This is a genomic window from Bacillus sp. EB106-02-03-XG38 (assembly GCF_058792175.1).
The window spans coordinates 150,837-169,319 of sequence record NZ_JBYTED010000005.1 but is presented as its reverse complement, the minus strand read 5'-3'; the positions used below and the strand labels follow the sequence as shown (position 1 = coordinate 169,319).

The 18,483-nt window shown below is 30.7% G+C and carries 15 protein-coding genes; 2 read left to right on the top strand and 13 right to left on the bottom strand.

The features are described from left to right. Positions 1-23: 23 nt before the first annotated feature. From AC3WTI_RS21515 to AC3WTI_RS21505, 3 genes are read right to left on the bottom strand one after another with little or no spacing between them, the layout of a single operon-like run. Positions 24-2,006 carry an ABC transporter permease gene (locus AC3WTI_RS21515; RefSeq protein WP_097841373.1) on the bottom strand — a complete coding sequence of 661 codons (1,983 nt, stop codon included), beginning with the start codon at positions 2,004-2,006 and terminating at the stop codon, positions 24-26. Between the two features lie 2 nt (positions 2,007-2,008). Then, a complete protein-coding gene (locus tag AC3WTI_RS21510; RefSeq protein WP_097841372.1) occupies positions 2,009-2,716 on the bottom strand; it encodes an ABC transporter ATP-binding protein in 708 nt (235 codons plus the stop codon). 26 nt (positions 2,717-2,742) lie between these two features. Further along, a complete protein-coding gene (locus AC3WTI_RS21505) occupies positions 2,743-3,480 on the bottom strand; it encodes a lipoprotein BA_5634 family protein (RefSeq protein WP_097841371.1) in 738 nt (245 codons plus the stop codon). A 499-nt stretch (positions 3,481-3,979) separates the two neighbouring features. Here AC3WTI_RS21505 and AC3WTI_RS21500 point away from each other — a divergent pair, with 499 nt between their 5' ends. Then, positions 3,980-5,293, top strand: coding sequence for a condensation protein (locus tag AC3WTI_RS21500; RefSeq protein WP_097841370.1), 1,314 nt, complete (start codon positions 3,980-3,982; stop codon positions 5,291-5,293). Positions 5,294-5,734: 441 nt separating this feature from the next. Here AC3WTI_RS21500 and AC3WTI_RS21495 read toward each other — a convergent pair whose 3' ends face one another. Beyond that, a complete protein-coding gene (locus AC3WTI_RS21495; RefSeq protein ID WP_097841369.1) occupies positions 5,735-6,907 on the bottom strand; it encodes a tyrosine-type recombinase/integrase in 1,173 nt (390 codons plus the stop codon). Between the two features lie 403 nt (positions 6,908-7,310). On the opposite strand from AC3WTI_RS21495, the gene AC3WTI_RS21490 reads away from it, so the two are divergent. After that, the gene (locus AC3WTI_RS21490; RefSeq protein ID WP_097841368.1) at positions 7,311-8,303 is read left to right on the top strand and encodes a helix-turn-helix domain-containing protein; all 993 of its coding nucleotides are present in this window, start codon (positions 7,311-7,313) and stop codon (positions 8,301-8,303) included. A 308-nt stretch (positions 8,304-8,611) separates the two neighbouring features. Here AC3WTI_RS21490 and AC3WTI_RS21485 read toward each other — a convergent pair whose 3' ends face one another. The 9 genes from AC3WTI_RS21485 to AC3WTI_RS21445 form a co-directional block, all read right to left on the bottom strand. Beyond that, positions 8,612-9,688, bottom strand: coding sequence for a M42 family metallopeptidase (locus AC3WTI_RS21485; RefSeq protein WP_097841367.1), 1,077 nt, complete (start codon positions 9,686-9,688; stop codon positions 8,612-8,614). A 37-nt stretch (positions 9,689-9,725) separates the two neighbouring features. Beyond that, positions 9,726-10,439, bottom strand: a complete 714-nt coding sequence (locus AC3WTI_RS21480) for a cupin-like domain-containing protein (protein ID WP_097841366.1) — start codon at positions 10,437-10,439, stop codon at positions 9,726-9,728. A 19-nt stretch (positions 10,440-10,458) separates the two neighbouring features. After that, the gene (locus AC3WTI_RS21475; protein ID WP_179861173.1) at positions 10,459-11,469 is read right to left on the bottom strand and encodes a metallopeptidase TldD-related protein; all 1,011 of its coding nucleotides are present in this window, start codon (positions 11,467-11,469) and stop codon (positions 10,459-10,461) included. Positions 11,470-11,576: 107 nt separating this feature from the next. After that, positions 11,577-12,821 (bottom strand): hypothetical protein, encoded by a 1,245-nt coding sequence (locus tag AC3WTI_RS21470; RefSeq protein ID WP_097841364.1) that lies wholly within the window; start codon positions 12,819-12,821, stop codon positions 11,577-11,579. After that, positions 12,818-13,609 carry a hypothetical protein gene (locus AC3WTI_RS21465; RefSeq protein ID WP_097841363.1) on the bottom strand — a complete coding sequence of 264 codons (792 nt, stop codon included), beginning with the start codon at positions 13,607-13,609 and terminating at the stop codon, positions 12,818-12,820. Before AC3WTI_RS21465 ends, AC3WTI_RS21470 begins: the two co-directional genes overlap by 4 nt. Then, the gene (locus AC3WTI_RS21460) at positions 13,594-14,559 is read right to left on the bottom strand and encodes a multinuclear nonheme iron-dependent oxidase (RefSeq protein ID WP_097841362.1); all 966 of its coding nucleotides are present in this window, start codon (positions 14,557-14,559) and stop codon (positions 13,594-13,596) included. Before AC3WTI_RS21460 ends, AC3WTI_RS21465 begins: the two co-directional genes overlap by 16 nt. Further along, positions 14,540-16,492: a B12-binding domain-containing radical SAM protein gene (locus tag AC3WTI_RS21455; protein ID WP_097841361.1), complete on the bottom strand. Its 1,953-nt coding sequence runs from the start codon at positions 16,490-16,492 to the stop codon at positions 14,540-14,542. Before AC3WTI_RS21455 ends, AC3WTI_RS21460 begins: the two co-directional genes overlap by 20 nt. An 85-nt stretch (positions 16,493-16,577) precedes the next feature. Then, positions 16,578-16,706, bottom strand: coding sequence for a hypothetical protein (locus tag AC3WTI_RS21450; protein ID WP_002157812.1), 129 nt, complete (start codon positions 16,704-16,706; stop codon positions 16,578-16,580). 24 nt (positions 16,707-16,730) lie between these two features. Continuing rightward, a complete protein-coding gene (locus AC3WTI_RS21445; protein ID WP_097841360.1) occupies positions 16,731-18,119 on the bottom strand; it encodes an MFS transporter in 1,389 nt (462 codons plus the stop codon). Positions 18,120-18,483 lie beyond the last annotated feature (364 nt).

The window sequence follows — 18,483 nt, the reverse complement described above, 5'->3', positions numbered from 1 at the left end:
ATAATCTAGCCAGGCCTATAATATTATTCTTCTCTGATAGTATCAATAATATTATCTTGTTTAATTTTTTTCAATGGATTTAAGACTGATAAATAACTAATTATTAAAGCTGAAACAAACGTAATGATACAAGCCTCATAAGGAATCGTCCATGCCATTTTCAACTTATCAGAAATAGCTAAATATAAAATATAAGACAATATACAACCAAAAAAGATTCCTTGTAAACTTCCAGAAAAACCGTAAATCAGAGCTTCATAGGTAATCATTTTTTTCAAATCTTTTTGTGACATACCAATGGATTTCAAAGCAGCCAATTCTTTTCGTCTAGTCATGATACTTATAGTTATAGTATTGAGGATATTAACGCTACTAATTAAAGAAATGACTATGATAAAACTATATGCAAGTACTTGTAAAGTAAGTTTTTCTTCTTTTTTAGTCTTATTTTCTTGATAATTATTTACAATTGCAATGGAATATCTTTTTCCAATCGTGTTTTCTATTTCCTTAACTGTCGCAGAAGATTGAGTTACATCCTTTAATTTAGTTTCAAATCTATTCTTCTTTTCGTTTACATTAGATATATTTCCAAGTGATTTCAATTGACGCAAAACTTGTTCACTTTCAGCTAAATGATCTGAATTATTATCCTCTAGCTTAATTGTAATATCCGATGTAACAGATAACTTATCAAAAGATTTAGATGCAAATGCAACATTCATTAAATACGAAAAAGTAATAAATAACACACTACTTATAATGATTGATAAAATTGTAATGGTATAACGATTTTTATTGCGCTTCACATTTTTCATAGCCATGCTCAAAGGAAAAGATACAGGTTTTCTCAATATGTAATTCTTTTGTTTTTTGATTTGTTCCTTTTTAATTGACAACCTACTGCTGATTGCTAACAATGGGGAGATTTTTCCTGCAAAATAAGCTGGGTAGAAACTTGATGCTATTACAGAGAGGAAGGTAATAATTGAACTAATCAATAAAATCTTCCAATCAACATGGAATATGGAGACTCCTTTACTATTTTCCATTAAAAGTGAAAAAGTGAATTGAAGAGATGCAAGTGCTATTAAGCTGCATATAATTCCTAATGGTATAGCGATAACAGCCAGAAAAGTAGCTTCTCTCAGCACGATTTGTCTAATTTGCTTTCGTGTTGCACCGATGCTTCTCAACAATCCAAACTGTCTCGTCCGTTCCACGACACTAATTTGAAAAGCGTTGTAAATCACAACAACTGTCGCTATCACAACAATACTGATAGTAATAATTAGCGTGGCCATAATCGAATTATTGTAACCTGGTTTCTCTAATTGAATTAATTCTTCACTTATATTAATATTATTCCCTCCGGAAATAGTCTTGAGTCCCTCTAAAACCTCATTAAAGTTTGCTTCCGGGCTAATTCCGACTAATATTTTTCCTTCCCCAGCGCTAAACTTACGCTTATAGGTTAGTACCCGTCCCACTTTATTTTCTTGTGTATATACACTATCACTTAGAAAACCTACCAATTTGTATTTTTTTTCATTTAATTCGAATGAATCACCTATTTTGATATTATCTTTTATATAAGGTAATACCCAGGGATCAACAGCAACTTCTTGATCATTAGATGGCAATCTCCCCTTAATAATACTGTATTTTAAAAACTCCAAGGCGTTATCATCAGCAAAATTCATTTGTACAGCAGCGTCTCCGACTTGGACTGTTTCTCCCTGTGACATAAAACCAAATGATTCAATTTGCGGGTTATATTTAATTTTTTTCAATATCGATTCATCGTAATTTAATACCACAGCATGAAAAGAATACCCTTGCCTCTTTTTCGTATTCTCGATTTGAGAAATCTGAGTGCCGTTCATAAATAGGCCGATTGTAGAAATTAACGATACAGAGAGTATGATTCCAATCAAAGTTAAAATTGTTCGTTTCATATTCCCCTTTAAGTATCTCCTGCTTAATTGTTTATAATTACCAATCAAAATTAATTTCCTCCCGTCTTAGGCTTATTGGTGGATAGCCACTGATCGGAAATGATCTGACCATCTTCAATTGTAATAATACGGTCAGAAGTTGATGCAATTTTTAAATCATGAGTAATCAATACAATAGTTTGATTATATTTTTTTGCTGTCAATCTTAATAAATCCATGACTTCTTTTGTGTTTTGAGTATCAAGATTCCCTGTAGGCTCATCAGCTAAAATCAAATGTGGGCGATTTATAAGTGCTCTCCCAATCGAAACCCGTTGTTGCTGACCTCCTGATAATTCTGATGGTAAATGATTTCTTCTTTCATGAAGTCCCAGAATTTCAATAATTTCGTCCATATAAGAATTATCTATAGGTTCATTATCCAGTAAAGTGGGTAAAGCTATATTCTCCTGCACATTTAATACAGGAATTAAATTAAAGAACTGAAATATAAAGCCAACTTTTCTTCTTCTAAATATTGAAAGTTCATTATCTGGATATTTATAAATATTATTCTCTCCAATAAATACTTTTCCTGAACTTGGGCGGTCTAATCCTCCCAAAATATGCAACAATGTACTTTTACCTGATCCAGAAGCTCCTACGATTGAAACAAATTCTCCCTGATGTATTGTAAGGTTTATGCCCTTCAAAGCATCTACCCTACTATTACCTTCACCATAACTTTTGACGACATCCTCTATTCTTACGATTTCCATTCATATCACCTTATTTTCATTTTAAATTAGTCTTGTACCTCTACAAAGTTTATTTTATGCTGATTATTCGGTGAGACCTTATCAATATCTTGTAAAACTTTGTTTACTTCTTGTTTGTTTTTATAATCAAAATCACGTTTTTTAAATTGAATTAATTTCATTATTGACTCTGATTCAGAAATTGCATTATAGTCTTGGTCTTTTAGAATAACAAGGTTCATGGGGTCATACCCAATCCAAATTTGCTGCTTAACATGCTGGGCAGGTACCATCTTACCGTTCAAATTCAACTGGTTATTTTCAAAATTATCAACCGTAGGATTATCACCCGCATAAGAAAATAATAGATTCTGATCACTAGATACTTTATTTTTATCTCTCACCATCTCAGAAATAGTAGACGCTGAATTCGGATCTTTTCTAGCTCTTAGAAGTCCCTTATTAAATAATTTTACCGCGGTAGAACTATTGATAACTGCATATTCTGTAGTATTGATTTCAAATTCTTCATTTGTATCATTTTGTTTCTTATCTTCTTTTGATAATTGGGTCTTTCTTATTGTAGCGACGTACTTAACTTTATAGTCTATAGATTGCTTTATATCGTCTTTAAATTCTTTTTTGACTTTTTCTACATCAGCTGCAGTACCACTAACTAGAATTCCATCGACTGGTTGTCCTGGACCTTGCACATAACGTTTTACTCCTAATCCTATTCCCATGAAAATGGCAATAACCACCGCATAACTTATAATTTTTTTCATTAAAATACTCCTTTAATAAATGATTTATATCTGGATTATAGATGAGATTTTTTCATAAGTTAATGACTTCTATCTAACTATGTAACTTCTAATCTTACAATTTTGTAAGATTAGAAGTTACAACGTGTATATTTAATGTCAGAAGGCGCCTTAATTAATTTGTTTAATGTTGGGATAGCGCTAGTAAATAGATGGGAGATACTGTCGAAAAAAGAGAAAAATGACACGTTTATTTCAGTGGATTTTTTACAAACTTTTATATAAAATGTTTATGTATAACCAAACAAAATCACATTCCGTTTGTTAAGTCATACGGGAACTAAACAAAATTGATAAATGTTATTAATACCAATAACAACATTCATCATTACGAAAAACATACCTTCATAAGTGAAATACTAAAAAATTGATAAGAAAACATTATGGATTCTTGAAAAAATTACAATCCTATGAAAAACAAGATTGTTACCAAAAATAGCTTGAAAAGAGGCAGAAAATTATGGAACAAAGGAAATATTCAGTAACACCTCAAGATCGAATGAATTATATACTAGGTCTTTATTCCGCAAATCAACAAATTAATGCCGTTCTTTATTTTCCTATAGGTATATCGAAAAAGGTACTTGAACAATCAGTAAGGATAACGTTACAATTACAGCCCGTTTTAAACAGCCGTTTTGTAGAAAGTGATATACCTTACTGGGAGGAACATTCATCTAGTACTAACTCACCAATTTGTTTTTTTGCAGAAGGAAATGATCAAAATCTTGAAACGATGGCAATAGATTTTATTAAGCAATCTGGAGATCTTATTCAGGGGCCAATGGTTCAGACAAAATTATTACAAGGTACTTCAACAAATATGTTAGTTGTGAAATTATCTCACCTTTGTTCAGATAGTGCTGGAGTCAAGGAATATATTAATTTACTGGGAGCAATTTATACTCAACTTTCTCTGGGGCAGTCTAAGGATGAAATTATAAAGAGATTTAATGAAGAAAATGACGGTTTTCGTGATCAATCACCTGTATTCGAATATACTGGAATAATAGACATCAAAAGTGCGTATCGGCCCAGCCAAGAACAACAAGCAGCATTATGGTCTTTTCCATCTCAACCTAATAAAAATACTTATCCCAAAATGGCCGTTCGACGGTTAAGCCATGAGCAAACTCTATGTTTAACCCAATGGACAAAAGCACAACGAGCTACCTTAAATGATGCCATCATGACTGCATACTTCCGCTCTTTATCACATTTTGCTGTGTATGCAGAACCTCGCACCGCAGAAAAAATGATTGGTTTAACAATTGATTTACGCCGATATCTCCCTAATCATACAACTGGTTCAATTTGCAACTTATCCGGGATGGAAATGCCAGTGATTAAAATGGAACATGATGACTCATTTAATCAAACTCTAGTTCGAGTCAAAGAATCAATGGCTACAATAAAATCTCAAAATCCAGGTCTTTCTTCAGCTGCAGGAATGGAGTTACTGGCAAGTAAAAAGCTATCTGAAGTGAAGGAAATGTATAAACAGCAATACGAACTGGCTTTACAAATGGGAATGGCTTTACCGTTACTTACTAATTTCGGATCAATAGCTGAAGAACCTATTAAGTTTGGTGAAGTTCAAGCTCAGGACGGGTATATAACATCACCAATTATGTATGCACCATTCTTTACAATGGGTGCAAGCTCTTACAATGGGAGACTTACATTTACAATTGGTTATCATTCGCCAGATACTACAAAAGAAAAGGTAGAGCAATTTTTAGAAAGTGTGGTCAATCAATTATCAAAATTGTAATGGGAGTATCACCCTAAGCTCAATAAGTTAAGTTTATAAATCTAGCCAGGAAGATTCCTTCCTCAAGGAATGCGAAGGAAGGATGTGAGAGATGAACTGGCTTCGGACATAAGATGTAAGGAAGCCAGTTTAGTTGTTCGCCATACATGGGATACCGGCCCATTCCCATTAACCTAAGAAAACAAATGTGAGATACTTCAAAATATTGGCTTGATGCACATGGTTCGGTTCCCTCATATGCTTGGATTAAAATCATTACAAACAGCTTTTAAAAAAATGCTGCAATAGAAGTTATGCATATCATCAAAATAGAAGGAATTTTTTAATCTTCAATCAATTATATTTGATAAATGCTCATATTAATTGAAAATAAAAGAGAATTAGCTGTATTTAATTATGTAAAAAACACACAATTAAATACAGCTATAACTATTATAAAACTCATATCAACATATCAGCGAAAGCAGATCCAACATTATTTTTACGCTTCATATGCTTTTCTAAATATATTTTTGTGGTTTGAATATTTTCGTGACCAAGTGTTTGCATTAAATGATATAAATCTGCATTTCCTTGTTCTACTGCCATAATTGCAAAAGCATGTCGAAATGTATGTGCGGTTACTGGATTTTCACGATATTGTAAGAACTCTAAGTTTGTCTTCTTTATCATATCTGTTACTTGGTTTGATAATGTTTTAGAGTTATATGCATTTCCTCTTTGATTTATAAATAACGGACTATCATCCCCTTTTTCCAATACCGTTTGGAAACCCCTTCTTCTCCTCACCTCACAAATACATTGGTATAAATGTTCTGAAACGAAAAGTTCACGCACCTTGTCCCCTTTCCCCCTAACCTTTAACCAATACTTTCCATCATAGTGTAAATCTTTTACTCTTGCAGTACACAACTCCTGAATACGTGCACCAGTACTAGCTAATGCAAGTATTATTGTATAGTTTATTAAATGTCCTCTTTCTTTATAAAAACCTAATATTTTCATGACTTCCTCATAGGATAAATCTCGATTCGGCCGATCTTTTTCATTTACATTTGCACGCTGTAATTCTTCATGAAGTGGTTTTTCAATATACCCAAATACATGAAGATGTTTTAAAAAGGAACGAATCAATACCGTTTTCTTCGCCAAAGTTGCAACAGCATACGTATTCCCACCTCGACCATTTTGTATATTTTTTAACCAGTAATTAAATTTACGAATATGCCAAGGCTGTAATGTTTTTAATAAGGAAGCATTTCGCTGAACTTCTTCCCCATTCACTTCAAACTCTTCTGCATGCTGCACCATACATTCGCAAAATGATAGTATCTCAGACACATAACTCTTTTTTGTATCATCCTTTCTATTTTTCTTTTCATCCATATCATTTTGTAAATTTACAAAATGATATATCACTTCAAGATCACCTAGAAATGCATATTTTCCCTTTCCTTCTTTTTCTGCATCCTCTATCTTTTGTTCCAAATCATTCATATAACGATTGTTATACATAAATGAAGATATAACTTTTATATTGTGTAAATATATATCTGTAAATTCTCTTTGACTTTTTAAAATAGGTAAATTTTCGTTTTGACTTTTATTATCCATACCTATAGATCACCTCTTCTTGTATAGATTTTAATCTTTAGTATATTTATTAAGTATACTATGATTTTTATATCACTTACATCAATTATAGAAATTAAAAATCATATTATTTCTGTAATAAGTCTATATTCTTCTCTATTTACTTATAATTATATTTTTTTATAATTTATTATTAAATAGTTATAGTTTAATCATTTGCTATTTAGCATTAAAATTACTTTTATAATAAAATGAACTGTAAAAACCCATTAAAATATAAAACGAATTACAAGTATTTTTATATTATAAATATGTATAAGAACTTTAATAAATTCTATTTCTTATTTTAAATATAAATCATATTCTGATATGATAGATACATATCTAAATTACTAGTAAACGATAGTTATGGAGGTGTCCTTTCATGACACAAGATTTATTGTTCATTACTAAACCTACTGTAACGACAAAAGAGGCAGCCGACTTATTAGGAGTAACAGTACAAACAATTTTAAAAAAAGAAAAAGATGGATTAATAGAATGTGTATATAAAGATAACTGGAAGCAATTCGGTAGTAAGATTTTCTATTTAGAGGATATTGAACGTTTAAAAAATAAAAATGAGGTTAAAGGCCTTAGCACGAAAGAAGTAGCTGAAATTCTTAATGTTGCACCATCTACTATCTTTACATACATCAAATCTGGAAAATTACCCGCAACAATGGTAGAAAAACGAGGAAAACAAGTATATATTATCGATGAGGAAGAGCTAGAGATTTTTATGCTTGATTATGAAAAAACTAAAACAAAAGAGCGAAAAACATTTATTACTAAGTTTCAAGATGAAGATATATATTTATATCAATTATTAACACATAAACATACCGGAAAAACAGCTAGGGTAATAGAGATCAATGGAGCAGATGGAAAGATTCTTACAGAAGATGAGGAGATCTTCCCTCTATCCACTTATAAGGAGCGTGATTACTCCTTTGATCCTTTCCAGAAACAAGTGGTAATTACGAAACGTGGGTATTTATCTTTTTCATTTAAAAAACCTCAGCTATTTCATTCCATCACATATAATCTAATAAATTTATTTTATAAAGAGCTAGGTGTCACAAATATGCGATTGAGTATTTCATCTGGTACTATCAATTTAGAAATCAAACCTTTCGTATTAGAAGTTGATCCAGTGCAGTTTCAAGAGGAAATTAAATACTTACATTCTCATATGAAATCCGGCACAATCCTTCCACATGTAGAAAGAATTTACTTTAAAAGTAATATAGAGCCATTAACTTTTCATGTGGATTATGAATTTAAACAAAAAATAGTGCAAATGGCCACAGATGCTGGTATGGGACAGGAAGAGTTTTTATTACAGGCAGTAAAATCTTATATTGAAAAAATTTAAATACTTCTTCCACTAACATTCTTAAACCAGTACATTATTATACTTTTACCTTCAATAATTTATAGCCTATTCCATGGTTAAAAGTCATTTCAATTCTATACATTTATGGATAAGGCCGCATGCCATTAAGCTAAAAGAAAAAAATAATTGAGATAGATCATACTTTAAATAAACAAAACCGAAATCTGCGAACAGATTTCGGTTTTTCAACGTACGATGAATTATAAAATTTTGTAAAAGCCACATACAATGAAGTGCTTTTAGTTAAAATCATCTATACTTTAATCAACTTTGCAACAGGACCATATCTAGTTTGCTTTATTGTCAATAAAATGATTTAGTAAATTTACAGTAGAATAAATATCTTTGATATCAACCATTTCAAAAGGTGTATGTGTATAACGAGTTGGAATACCAATAAGTGCTGCAGGAATACCACTATCAAAAAGGGCTATACCATCAGAGCCATAATTACTATAAATACCAATTTGATAAGGGATGTTATACTTTTTAGATATATCCTCTAACCCCCATGTTATTTTAGGATTATAATGAATAGCACCATCCTTATAAACTAGTGTCGGCCCTCCACCTAATCTAGTAGGATAATCTTGTTCATTTACAGTTGGTATGTCTCCTACTAAACCAATATCTAAAGAAATTGCCATATCGAAGTCCATTCTTGAACCTAGAGCATAAGCGCCATGAGCTTTATTCTCTTCTTGCACTGTAGCGCCATACCATACTTCATAATTTAAATTGGAAACGTCCATTTTCTCTAAAAGGAGATCCATGACCAAAAGTCCAATCCGATCGTCAAACGCTTTTCCAATAAGCTTATTTCCAATCTGAGTTAATTCTCTTTTCCATACCACACTAGAGCCAATATGAACTCCTAATTTTTCTACCTCTTCTTTACTATTAACCCCCATATCTATAAATAGGCTATTAAAATTTAAATTTCCAGCCATTTGCTGCTCGGTAAGGACATGACCAGTAGATGTTGCAAAAACTCCTGTTGCTACATCCCCTGTTCTACTTATTACTTGAGCTAATTGACCTATCATATGTAAATGATTAGGACCAGACCTATGTGCTTCTTGCACTGGATCAATTAGTAAAAAGCCATCAGGGGTAATATACCTCACTATAAATCCAATTTCATCCATATGTGCTTGGATTAATAATTTAGGCCCCTTTCCACCAATTTTACAAATTAAATTTCCAACTTTATCTTCAAAACATTCCTCTGATTTATTGATCCAACGTTTCTTTAACCAATCACTAACTATATATTCATGACCAACAGGACCAGGTAAGCTTACTAATTCTTCTAATGTTTTATAAATACTTTTCTTAATTACATGTTCTTCTACTTTTAGCATTATTAAATCCCCCTATTTTTTAATGATTTATTTAAAGTTAATTAACTTGAAGCTCATGCTTAAACCAAAAGTTTTCACTAATAGCAAAGGTTAATTCTTCATTTATAACTTGATGCCACCAATTTTTAGGAGTATATATAATCTCACCTTGATTAAGTTCTATATAGTAAGGTTTTGCTTTTAAAATAATTTCTTGTTCTTCTGGAGTTGGATTAAAAATATTACAATCTACACTCGCTAAATATTCCATTTCTTGATTAAATTCCGGATTAAAAAACACCCATTTTTTCTTTCCAAATATAACGGCATTCCAATTGTGTGTTGCTTGAAAATCTTTATGTAATGGAGTTCCAGTGTTCGTTGAACCTAGAAATACCCATTTCAATTCTTTATCTCCTTTTTTCCTAACTGTTTGCTCTGTTAAAAAGGAAGGTATACTATATGATAATGCGATTTCTCTGTTTCCCATAATGGAGAAAGGCCAATCACAATACCAATTTTCTTCATTTCCACCTTCTAACAATTGAATAAATTTAGAAAGCTTCACTGTATAAACTTTCTTTTTCCCTTCATAATCAGACTTTCTAATTACAACTTCTTGCTCTCCAAATCTATCATTTAAATATTTCAAATCCCAATTAAAGCACTCCCAATTATTCACGAGATTTGTTAAGATAACAGGCTTCTTATCTGCAAACTCCTTCATAAATCTTTCATAGGTTAGATTCTTACAATCTATTCTTTCAATCATTGGCCTCACTCTTTCAATGTTATATTGGGTAAATATTTAACTCTCTAAAATAAATATGTGGAGCTCCTTGAGTTACACTTAAATTATTTTGATTGTTTTTATCACAGCCAAATACCGGATTGAAAATTCGCAATTCATTACTACTACCAACGATATTCTTCGCAGCCTCAAACTTACAACCTTTAATATCAAACCTTCTAATAATTAAATTACTTAAACTTCCGTTTTTAATAATAATCCCATAAGATGGTCTGATTACAAATTTTGTACCTATTGATCCTCCTCCCCATGAACCTTTACAAAAGAGACCATATTCTATTTTTGATATTAAATCATTGATATTCTCGTTACCTTTATCCATATACGTTATGGACATACGTGGAAGAATACTATCGTCATATGAAACTTTTCGACCATTACACGAACCTTTTGCTTGTAGCTTCTTTTTCGTTTCTGAACTATGAAGTAAATTACTCCAAATACCCTCTTTAATTATTTGGGTACGAAAAGATTTCTCTCCTTCATCATCCATTCCGTAATAAGCTTTGTGCCCTAATAAAGTTGGATCATCATATACATTAAACTTATAATCAGACCATCTATAACCTAGGCTATAACCATTTTCACAAGCATACTCCATATAATTATCAGCTTCTGAGGTATGTCCAAAACATTCATGAACAAAATGAGAGGCTGGCCACTGATCTAATATAACTGGTAATTTTAATTTATCTTTTAATGATTTGCCCTGAACAGTTTGCTCTAGTTCTATTCTTAACTCTTCTATTTGATTGGAAAGAATACGAACTGGTGAAGATTCCGTACTTACTTGCCATAAAACGGGTATTATAGATTCTTCCCCTTCAACATGAAATAGGATTAATAAATTATATCTATTTATAGGCTCTTCATATAAGGAGATTCTCTCATTGTTTAAATTAAGGTTTATTCTATACGAAATAATATTTTTACTGAATTTTAAGATATTTAATTCTAGTAATTTAATACAATCTTTAAGTTGCCCCTTCAAAAAGTTATTAATACTAGTGTCTTTAATTTGATCATTAATGACCTCAATGCAATCTTTTTGAGATTGATACTGAAGTTTGATTAAAAAATTATTAAACTTAATCCCTCCTATGTTTTTAATAATTGATTAATTTTTTGATAGTTTTCCTTATAGTGGATATAATCTTTTTCTTTCATATTCATTTTCTTACAAAAAATTTCTATTAGTTCATATATTTCCGTTCTCATGGGTAATAGTTCTAGAGTTCTATGTGCTAAAGATAAGCCATATTCGAAATTTTCTAGATGCAAATGGCATAAAATTTGAAGAATTAAACTATGTGCCTGGATCGTGTCAACAACACCTTTTTTTTGTTGAAACCACTTCAATGCATGCTCATAATCTTTTTGCTTCATATAACTCATACCAATATTATAGGCTGCCCAAAAAGCTTCATCACCGTGCTCTTTAGCTTGATAATAATATTTTTCAGCCTCGCCTAACTGTCCCATTTGTACTAATAATAAAGAGCGTAATTTCCATCCGATTCCACTTAAAATATCAAGCTCTTTTTCTTGTAAATAATTTAAGTATTTTTGATCTATTGGTTTTCTATTAGAAAGAGCAGCCATTGTTTCTATAGGTACCAAATGATTTCGAGCTGGATTACTAATAAGTTTCATATCTAATTTATGAGAAAATATACTACTTAATCTTCTATATGGCTCCGGCATAAAACCACTCTTTATTGAATAGGTCATTGTTTTTATGGTATCTGTAATTTTATTTTCTTTTAAAATCTGTAAAACCTGATCAAGCTTATAATATAAATTCTTGTTCTCAGGATTATAGAAAAAATCTAAATCAATATCCGTAATTAAATTACTCTCATTATAAAGTTGCATATACTTAAGATTATTTAAAGTTGTAATCATGAGGGTTGTATTTTTTATTTTTGTTTCTATACCAAACGAATATTTTTTAAAGGAATCAATAATTTCAGTACCATGCTGTGGAATTAAAGATAGTAAATTCCAAAATACCTGGCCCAAATCATTTACATTACCTTTATGTTCAACTACTGGAGAGACCCATATAATTTTTTTAAACATATTTAAATCAATAGCTGCATATAAAAAGTCATCTAATCCATAAGCATATTGTTCATCTTCTCTACAGGGTATGTCCCTATTTAGAATGTTTAATGATTGATTTTTTTCTACTCTTTGATGTATTTTTTGAATTTTAGTTTCACTTATTAATTTAAGATCTAAATGACGATCAAAATACAACAAAGTTGCTGGCTCCTTAATAGTTCCTTGCCAAAAAGGAAGTACTTCACCATGCTCTTCAAATGTTGTAATTGTATTCATGATTTGATTAAACCCAGTTTATATATGCTCATTGCTAGGTTAGATTCTTCATTACTAGTCAATTTCATTTCATTAATCTTTTGTAGGCTTCCAATTTCAATTAACTGTAATACATTTTCTTCTATAGGGCCTTTTATTAGTCTATTTTTAGCTGCTGCAAATAACCATATAATCTTGTCCTGTTGCACCTGAATTTTTTTACCCAATAAAGCTTCGGCAATATTTCTATCGAGTCTAATCGAGGCATAATAAATATGACCATTATGTTTAATATCCTTACTTAAAATTTTAAATGCTGGCTCTGCATTTACTACCAAGATAGATATCATCGCATTTAAGAATTCATGTTTTAAAAGCAGTTCTATATTTTTATTACTTTTAATTATTTCAATATTACTTAAAAAACAAAAAAATGACTCCTCAATACACTGACCATCTCCGGCATAAGGGATTTCCTTATAATCTTCAAATTCTTTTGATGCTACAAATTCATACATCAATTGTTGCAAGTCAATATTATTTAGTTCTAGTTCTTTAAAAGTTCCAGGAAAAGCTGTTTTTAATCCACCACTATGTTCTATATTCCCATTCAATAAATTTCTTACAATGGTTTTTGAAGTAGCAATTAGTTCTTCCTTGTCAATGGTTTGAATCTGTTTTAGGTTTTCTTCAGAAATATTTAGCTCACTGAATTTATCTTTTAAGAATAAATTTCTATACTCATAATCATGTAGTAAATTATATAATATTTCGTCAAGAGAATAGTATTTATCTACTGATATTGCCATTGTTTTACCACCTCTTTCATCCTCTGATAATTTCTTTGAGATTTTGGAATGAGAATACCATCATTAGTATACTTAGGATCTTCATAAGTCACAGCTTTTAAATTTGGACATAAAGGAAGTAAATATTTAAGTAAATCTATTTGTTCATCTAATAGTATTCCATGATGCAGATCCCTAAACTTTCCACGAATAATCTGACACCCTGATAAATGTAATTCAAAGCAATTATCAAGCGGTAGCTTAGAAAGATTTGTATACATTTTTTCATTTGTATTCCCAATAAGCCATTGATAACTCAAGATATGCCCTATATCAATAGTTACTGGGGAATTCGTCTCTTGAACTAGAGTATTAAAATACTCAAAACCATCCATTTCACCGATAAAGAAATTAGTTCCTTCTGTAAAACCAGGAAATTCAATACAAACTGGTACCAGTAGATTTCTCTGATATTCATTTATATTTTCAATGCAAGCTTCTAGCCCTCTTGGCGTCATATATGGTGGTAATGGAAATGGCACAGTTTTTCCCTTAATGGACCATAACCCTAAATCCTCAACAATCCATTTGATGTCATACCTTTCAATTATCTTATTGGTAAATTCTATTATGGAGCTTTTTTCATATTTTTCAGTAGCTCCCATATTTAATATGGTTTGATGGAATGCTCTTGCTTTATAATTAGGAACAGCATTAAATAGCCGATCATACGCTACAAAGTAATCTTCTGCTTTAAGAATACTTCGATTTTTAGGTTGGAATGCGAAAAACATATAATTAAACTCATCTTTATAGTTTTCAAAAAAGATTTTCATTTTGGGAGTAATATCATCTCCATTTTCCGCTGTACAAAATCCAATATCTTCTCCCCAAGGTAAGTCCATTCCAATACCCAGGCCTAACTTATTCTCAACTTTAGGAAAACGTACACTATTTTCTATAAGCTTCATTCAACATTACCTCCTCTTCATTAACAGCAACTAGTATTCCGGCTCCTTTATCACTAAAATGCTGAAGATAAACTTGATGTTCTTCTTCCACTACATATAAATAATCCTGATCACAATATATTGCATTTGGGAGAGGGAAGACTCTTTGCCATAAGAAATCCATTAAAAGTATTCTCTCGCTTTTTACTACTCTCACCCATGGATATAATTGCAACATATATGTATATGAATTTGGATTCAAATTATCTCTAGACTCTGTAGAGCTCCTTTTATCTGGTGGTAGTTCATCATTCTTTTGTGGATTAACATTTTTATAAATTTCAAGAAATCGGTTTAATCTTTCATTAAAGGTATCACCGTCACTATGGTTAAATGTTGCCCCCATTCTACCCATACCATAATTCAGTAACTTATTTCCCCTTAAATTTTCGTCCGATGTTATAGTTATATTATATTTCTCTGGATTTTTTGCTAAATATGTTGTTGGTTCAGCAACAAGCATTTGCATGACATCAATACCTATTTTATCTGCATTTTTTTTCAAAAACTCTTCTGAATTCATAACTTCTTCTTCAGTTTCATTGGGTAATCCACCAATTATTGAAAAACGCAGAGGAATTCCTAATTCATGAAGATTATCTATAATTTGTTGATAATTATTAGCTGTAACCCCCTTATCCAATAGGTCCAAAATTCTTTGCGAATTTGTTTCATACCCTACGGACATCAGTATGCAGCCTCGATCCTTTAGTTCTTTGCAAAATTCCTTCTTTAAAAGTATATCTTCCAATCGATTTCTAGTACTAAAAGATATACGATATCCATTATCATTTAAGATTCTCATTGCGTTTAGTACTAAACGTAGATTAGTATTTTCATCAATAAAGTTTATTCTTGTTGCACCATAATTTTTAATTAGATATTCACATTCATATGCAATTTGTTTAGGGGTTTTCTGTTGATAATTTTTTTCTTGTCTAGATCTATTTCCATATGAACAAAACGCACATCTTCCCCAATAACAACCTACACAAGTAATAATGGACATATGTACTTCTTCATCTAAATAATTTTTATAGGGAAGATCTGAAAAATCAGGAGGTAAAGCGTCTTTTATATGATAATCTGACTTTTTAAAAATCTCTTTTTGTACATTATCTTTTAAAAAAATAAAATCTGGTACATCATGCTTTTCTACTTCCCCGTCCAAATGTTTAGAAAGGAGGTAAAGTGTTTCTTCACCAGCTCCAGTTCCTAAACCATCTACATACTGACTAAGGTCATCTAATTTTAAAAGTTGTTCTTTCCTTAACATTATTTGTTGTCCGCCAAGAGTAACAAAAACTTCTGGCATTAATTCTTTAATCCATTTACATAACAGTAGTGAAGGTAATAACTGACTGTAATATGCAATTGAAATTCCAAGAATTTTGGTGGGATTCTGATTTAAAAATTCAACTAACATTTTTTTTTGAATAACACTACCAATATCTTCTTGATTTTCAATAAACATATTTATCTCAGAAATCATTTGGGGTAATGATGTAACTTCTTTTTTTAAAAAAGAAGCTTCCAATAAAAGCTCTATGCCTTGTCTTACTAATCTAACGTCATTTTTCAATTCATTATCTGATCTTTTATTGATAAACACGTTGTGAAATAGTTCTTCTTGATTTTCATACAAGTATTTTGCAAATTCTAACCTGTAAATGTTCTTAATATTTTGTAGCTCTTTACCTTTATAGCTTTCAATAAATTTTAATAAGTTTGTTTTAGAAAAAATATTATGACAAAGTTCTATATTAAAATCTTTTTGCTCTACCTTTAATTTTTTATTTCTTAAATAACCAGTTATCATTGGTAAGCTCAAATACGGAAAAAGCCTTGCTTCAGTTACTGGTGGGAAAATAATTTTCAAATCCTGAAGTTCCAATAAATCATCTCCCTAAAATAGTAGAAGTGTACAGCTGTTATAAACAGCTGCACACTTCTGCTTTTATGGATTATAATATTATATTTTATTTCTCATCTTCTTTTGCTTCTGGAGCTGCTGAAAAACGGAAAGCATGAAATGCGTTACCTACTTCTAATTCTTTTGCTTCAATTACTTCTAAATCTTCAAGTAATTTTTCATTTTTATTTTCCATGTAAATCACCTCCTTTCAAAGTCATTAACTTTCTACGTTTTCTGTCACATTAGTGTCTTTTTTTAAAAATTTCTTATCAAAATACAAGGTAAATAGTACGATGAAATATAAAACTATACAGACTATAACTAAATATAAGAATCCGTCATTAGACATGCCACCATTAGTACCGGAAAAATTAACTACATGACTAAAGATACCTGCAGCAAATGCTCCTGTTCCAAATTGAACCATTTGAAATAACCCCATATATACTCCTGTTTCTTCTTTGGGTACTGATAACATTGCGATTTTATTTTGGGATGGCATTGTAATAACTCCTGCCAATCCAAAGAATAAAAACATAAAAAGAAACAACAAGATTGAGCTTGAAAATGTCGAAATAGCTAACAATGACATTCCGAATATTGAGAAAAATACACCTATTAATATTAATAGACGATTATCCTTTAAATCAGCTAAACGTCCCATATACCCTGAGAGCATTATCGAAATTACAGAATCAATTACTAATATCCATCCGACTTGCTCAGGAGGTATTCCATGATTTTCTCTCATATATGTTGGTATATATAATGTAATTGCATTTGCAATTAGGAATAATAAAAATACCCTAATTAATGCAGAAATAAAAATTGGATTATGAATGGCTTTTTTAGGTATTAGAGAAGTTTCATTTGTACTCTCCTTTTCAAAGAATACAAATAGCAAGATTGTTATGACAACAAAAACAGCCGCTAAAAGTTTCAAGTAAATACCGACGTTATCAATAAATAAAATCTGTATTGCTAATACAAGTAAAAGTAAACTTATTGAACTTTTGAAAGGTATTAGAACTTTTTTTATACTCTTTTCATAATTATCCTTTTTAATAATCCCTAATACGAGTAATAAAGCAATCGTACTAAAACAACTTAATACTCCAAAGATTGCCTGCCACTGAAAGTATCGCACTATGAGCCCTCCTAAAGCTGGCCCTACAAATGTTGCAACTGCAAGCACTCCAGAAAACCACCCAAATGCCCAACCTATCTTATCTTCCTCAAAATTTGTTCTTATTAATAAAACCTGCGCAGGTACAATCATCGCATCTGCAATAGCTTGTAATGATTGAAATCCTAAAAACAAGTACCAATTAGTAGTCATTCCACTTAAAACGGTCGAGAACGTAAAGAGTAATAGACCTATAATAAGAATCCTTTTTGCTCCAAATATATCAGATATTTTCCCGAAAAGAGGAATCCCTGTTGCAAAAAAAGCAAAGAATAATATATTTCTAATTTGAAGTGTTGAAAAATTTATATCAAAAGTTTTAATGATATCTGGAAAAGCAATGGTTAACATGGACGTGCTCATTACACTTGCAAAAGCACATAATGAAATAGTGAAAATTTTAATTTTATACGTATTCATTAAGGATGTTCTCTCCTTCAGATGTGTTTATTTTTAGATTTTTCTAAAAAATAATCCCGGTGAAATAAATAATAATAGATAAATAACTTATGTACAACTAGAATTTAATATATTTTTGCCAACCTAAGTTGAGAAACTTTTTCTATGGACAAATACAATCTGTTGCAAAGTTTTATAAATTAAGCTATACCTTCGAAAAATGGCGCTACCACTAGAAATAACACTTAAAAATATCAATAAAGAGTTAAACTTTGGTTGAATTTTTGTACTGATTTTCGGCAATAAGTTCATTTTTCAAGTGATAGGTTAACCATGTTAGAACTCTCAATCTATTGATAAATATATCCTTGATTAAAATTCTGGT

Excerpts from the sequence above, each read along its gene's own strand:
- AC3WTI_RS21510 (WP_097841372.1), bottom strand. The coding sequence starts at position 2,716 with ATGGAAATCGTAAGAATAGAGGATGTCGTCAAAAGTTATGGTGAAGGT.
- AC3WTI_RS21505 (WP_097841371.1), bottom strand. The coding sequence starts at position 3,480 with ATGAAAAAAATTATAAGTTATGCGGTGGTTATTGCCATTTTCATGGGA.
- AC3WTI_RS21500 (WP_097841370.1), top strand. The coding sequence starts at position 3,980 with ATGGAACAAAGGAAATATTCAGTAACACCTCAAGATCGAATGAATTAT.
- AC3WTI_RS21495 (WP_097841369.1), bottom strand. The coding sequence starts at position 6,907 with ATGGATAATAAAAGTCAAAACGAAAATTTACCTATTTTAAAAAGTCAA.
- AC3WTI_RS21490 (WP_097841368.1), top strand. The coding sequence starts at position 7,311 with ATGACACAAGATTTATTGTTCATTACTAAACCTACTGTAACGACAAAA.
- AC3WTI_RS21485 (WP_097841367.1), bottom strand. The coding sequence starts at position 9,688 with ATGCTAAAAGTAGAAGAACATGTAATTAAGAAAAGTATTTATAAAACA.
- AC3WTI_RS21480 (WP_097841366.1), bottom strand. The coding sequence starts at position 10,439 with ATGATTGAAAGAATAGATTGTAAGAATCTAACCTATGAAAGATTTATG.
- AC3WTI_RS21470 (WP_097841364.1), bottom strand. The coding sequence starts at position 12,821 with ATGAATACAATTACAACATTTGAAGAGCATGGTGAAGTACTTCCTTTT.
- AC3WTI_RS21465 (WP_097841363.1), bottom strand. The coding sequence starts at position 13,609 with ATGGCAATATCAGTAGATAAATACTATTCTCTTGACGAAATATTATAT.
- AC3WTI_RS21460 (WP_097841362.1), bottom strand. The coding sequence starts at position 14,559 with ATGAAGCTTATAGAAAATAGTGTACGTTTTCCTAAAGTTGAGAATAAG.
- AC3WTI_RS21450 (WP_002157812.1), bottom strand. The coding sequence starts at position 16,706 with ATGGAAAATAAAAATGAAAAATTACTTGAAGATTTAGAAGTAATTGAA.
- AC3WTI_RS21445 (WP_097841360.1), bottom strand. The coding sequence starts at position 18,119 with ATGAATACGTATAAAATTAAAATTTTCACTATTTCATTATGTGCTTTT.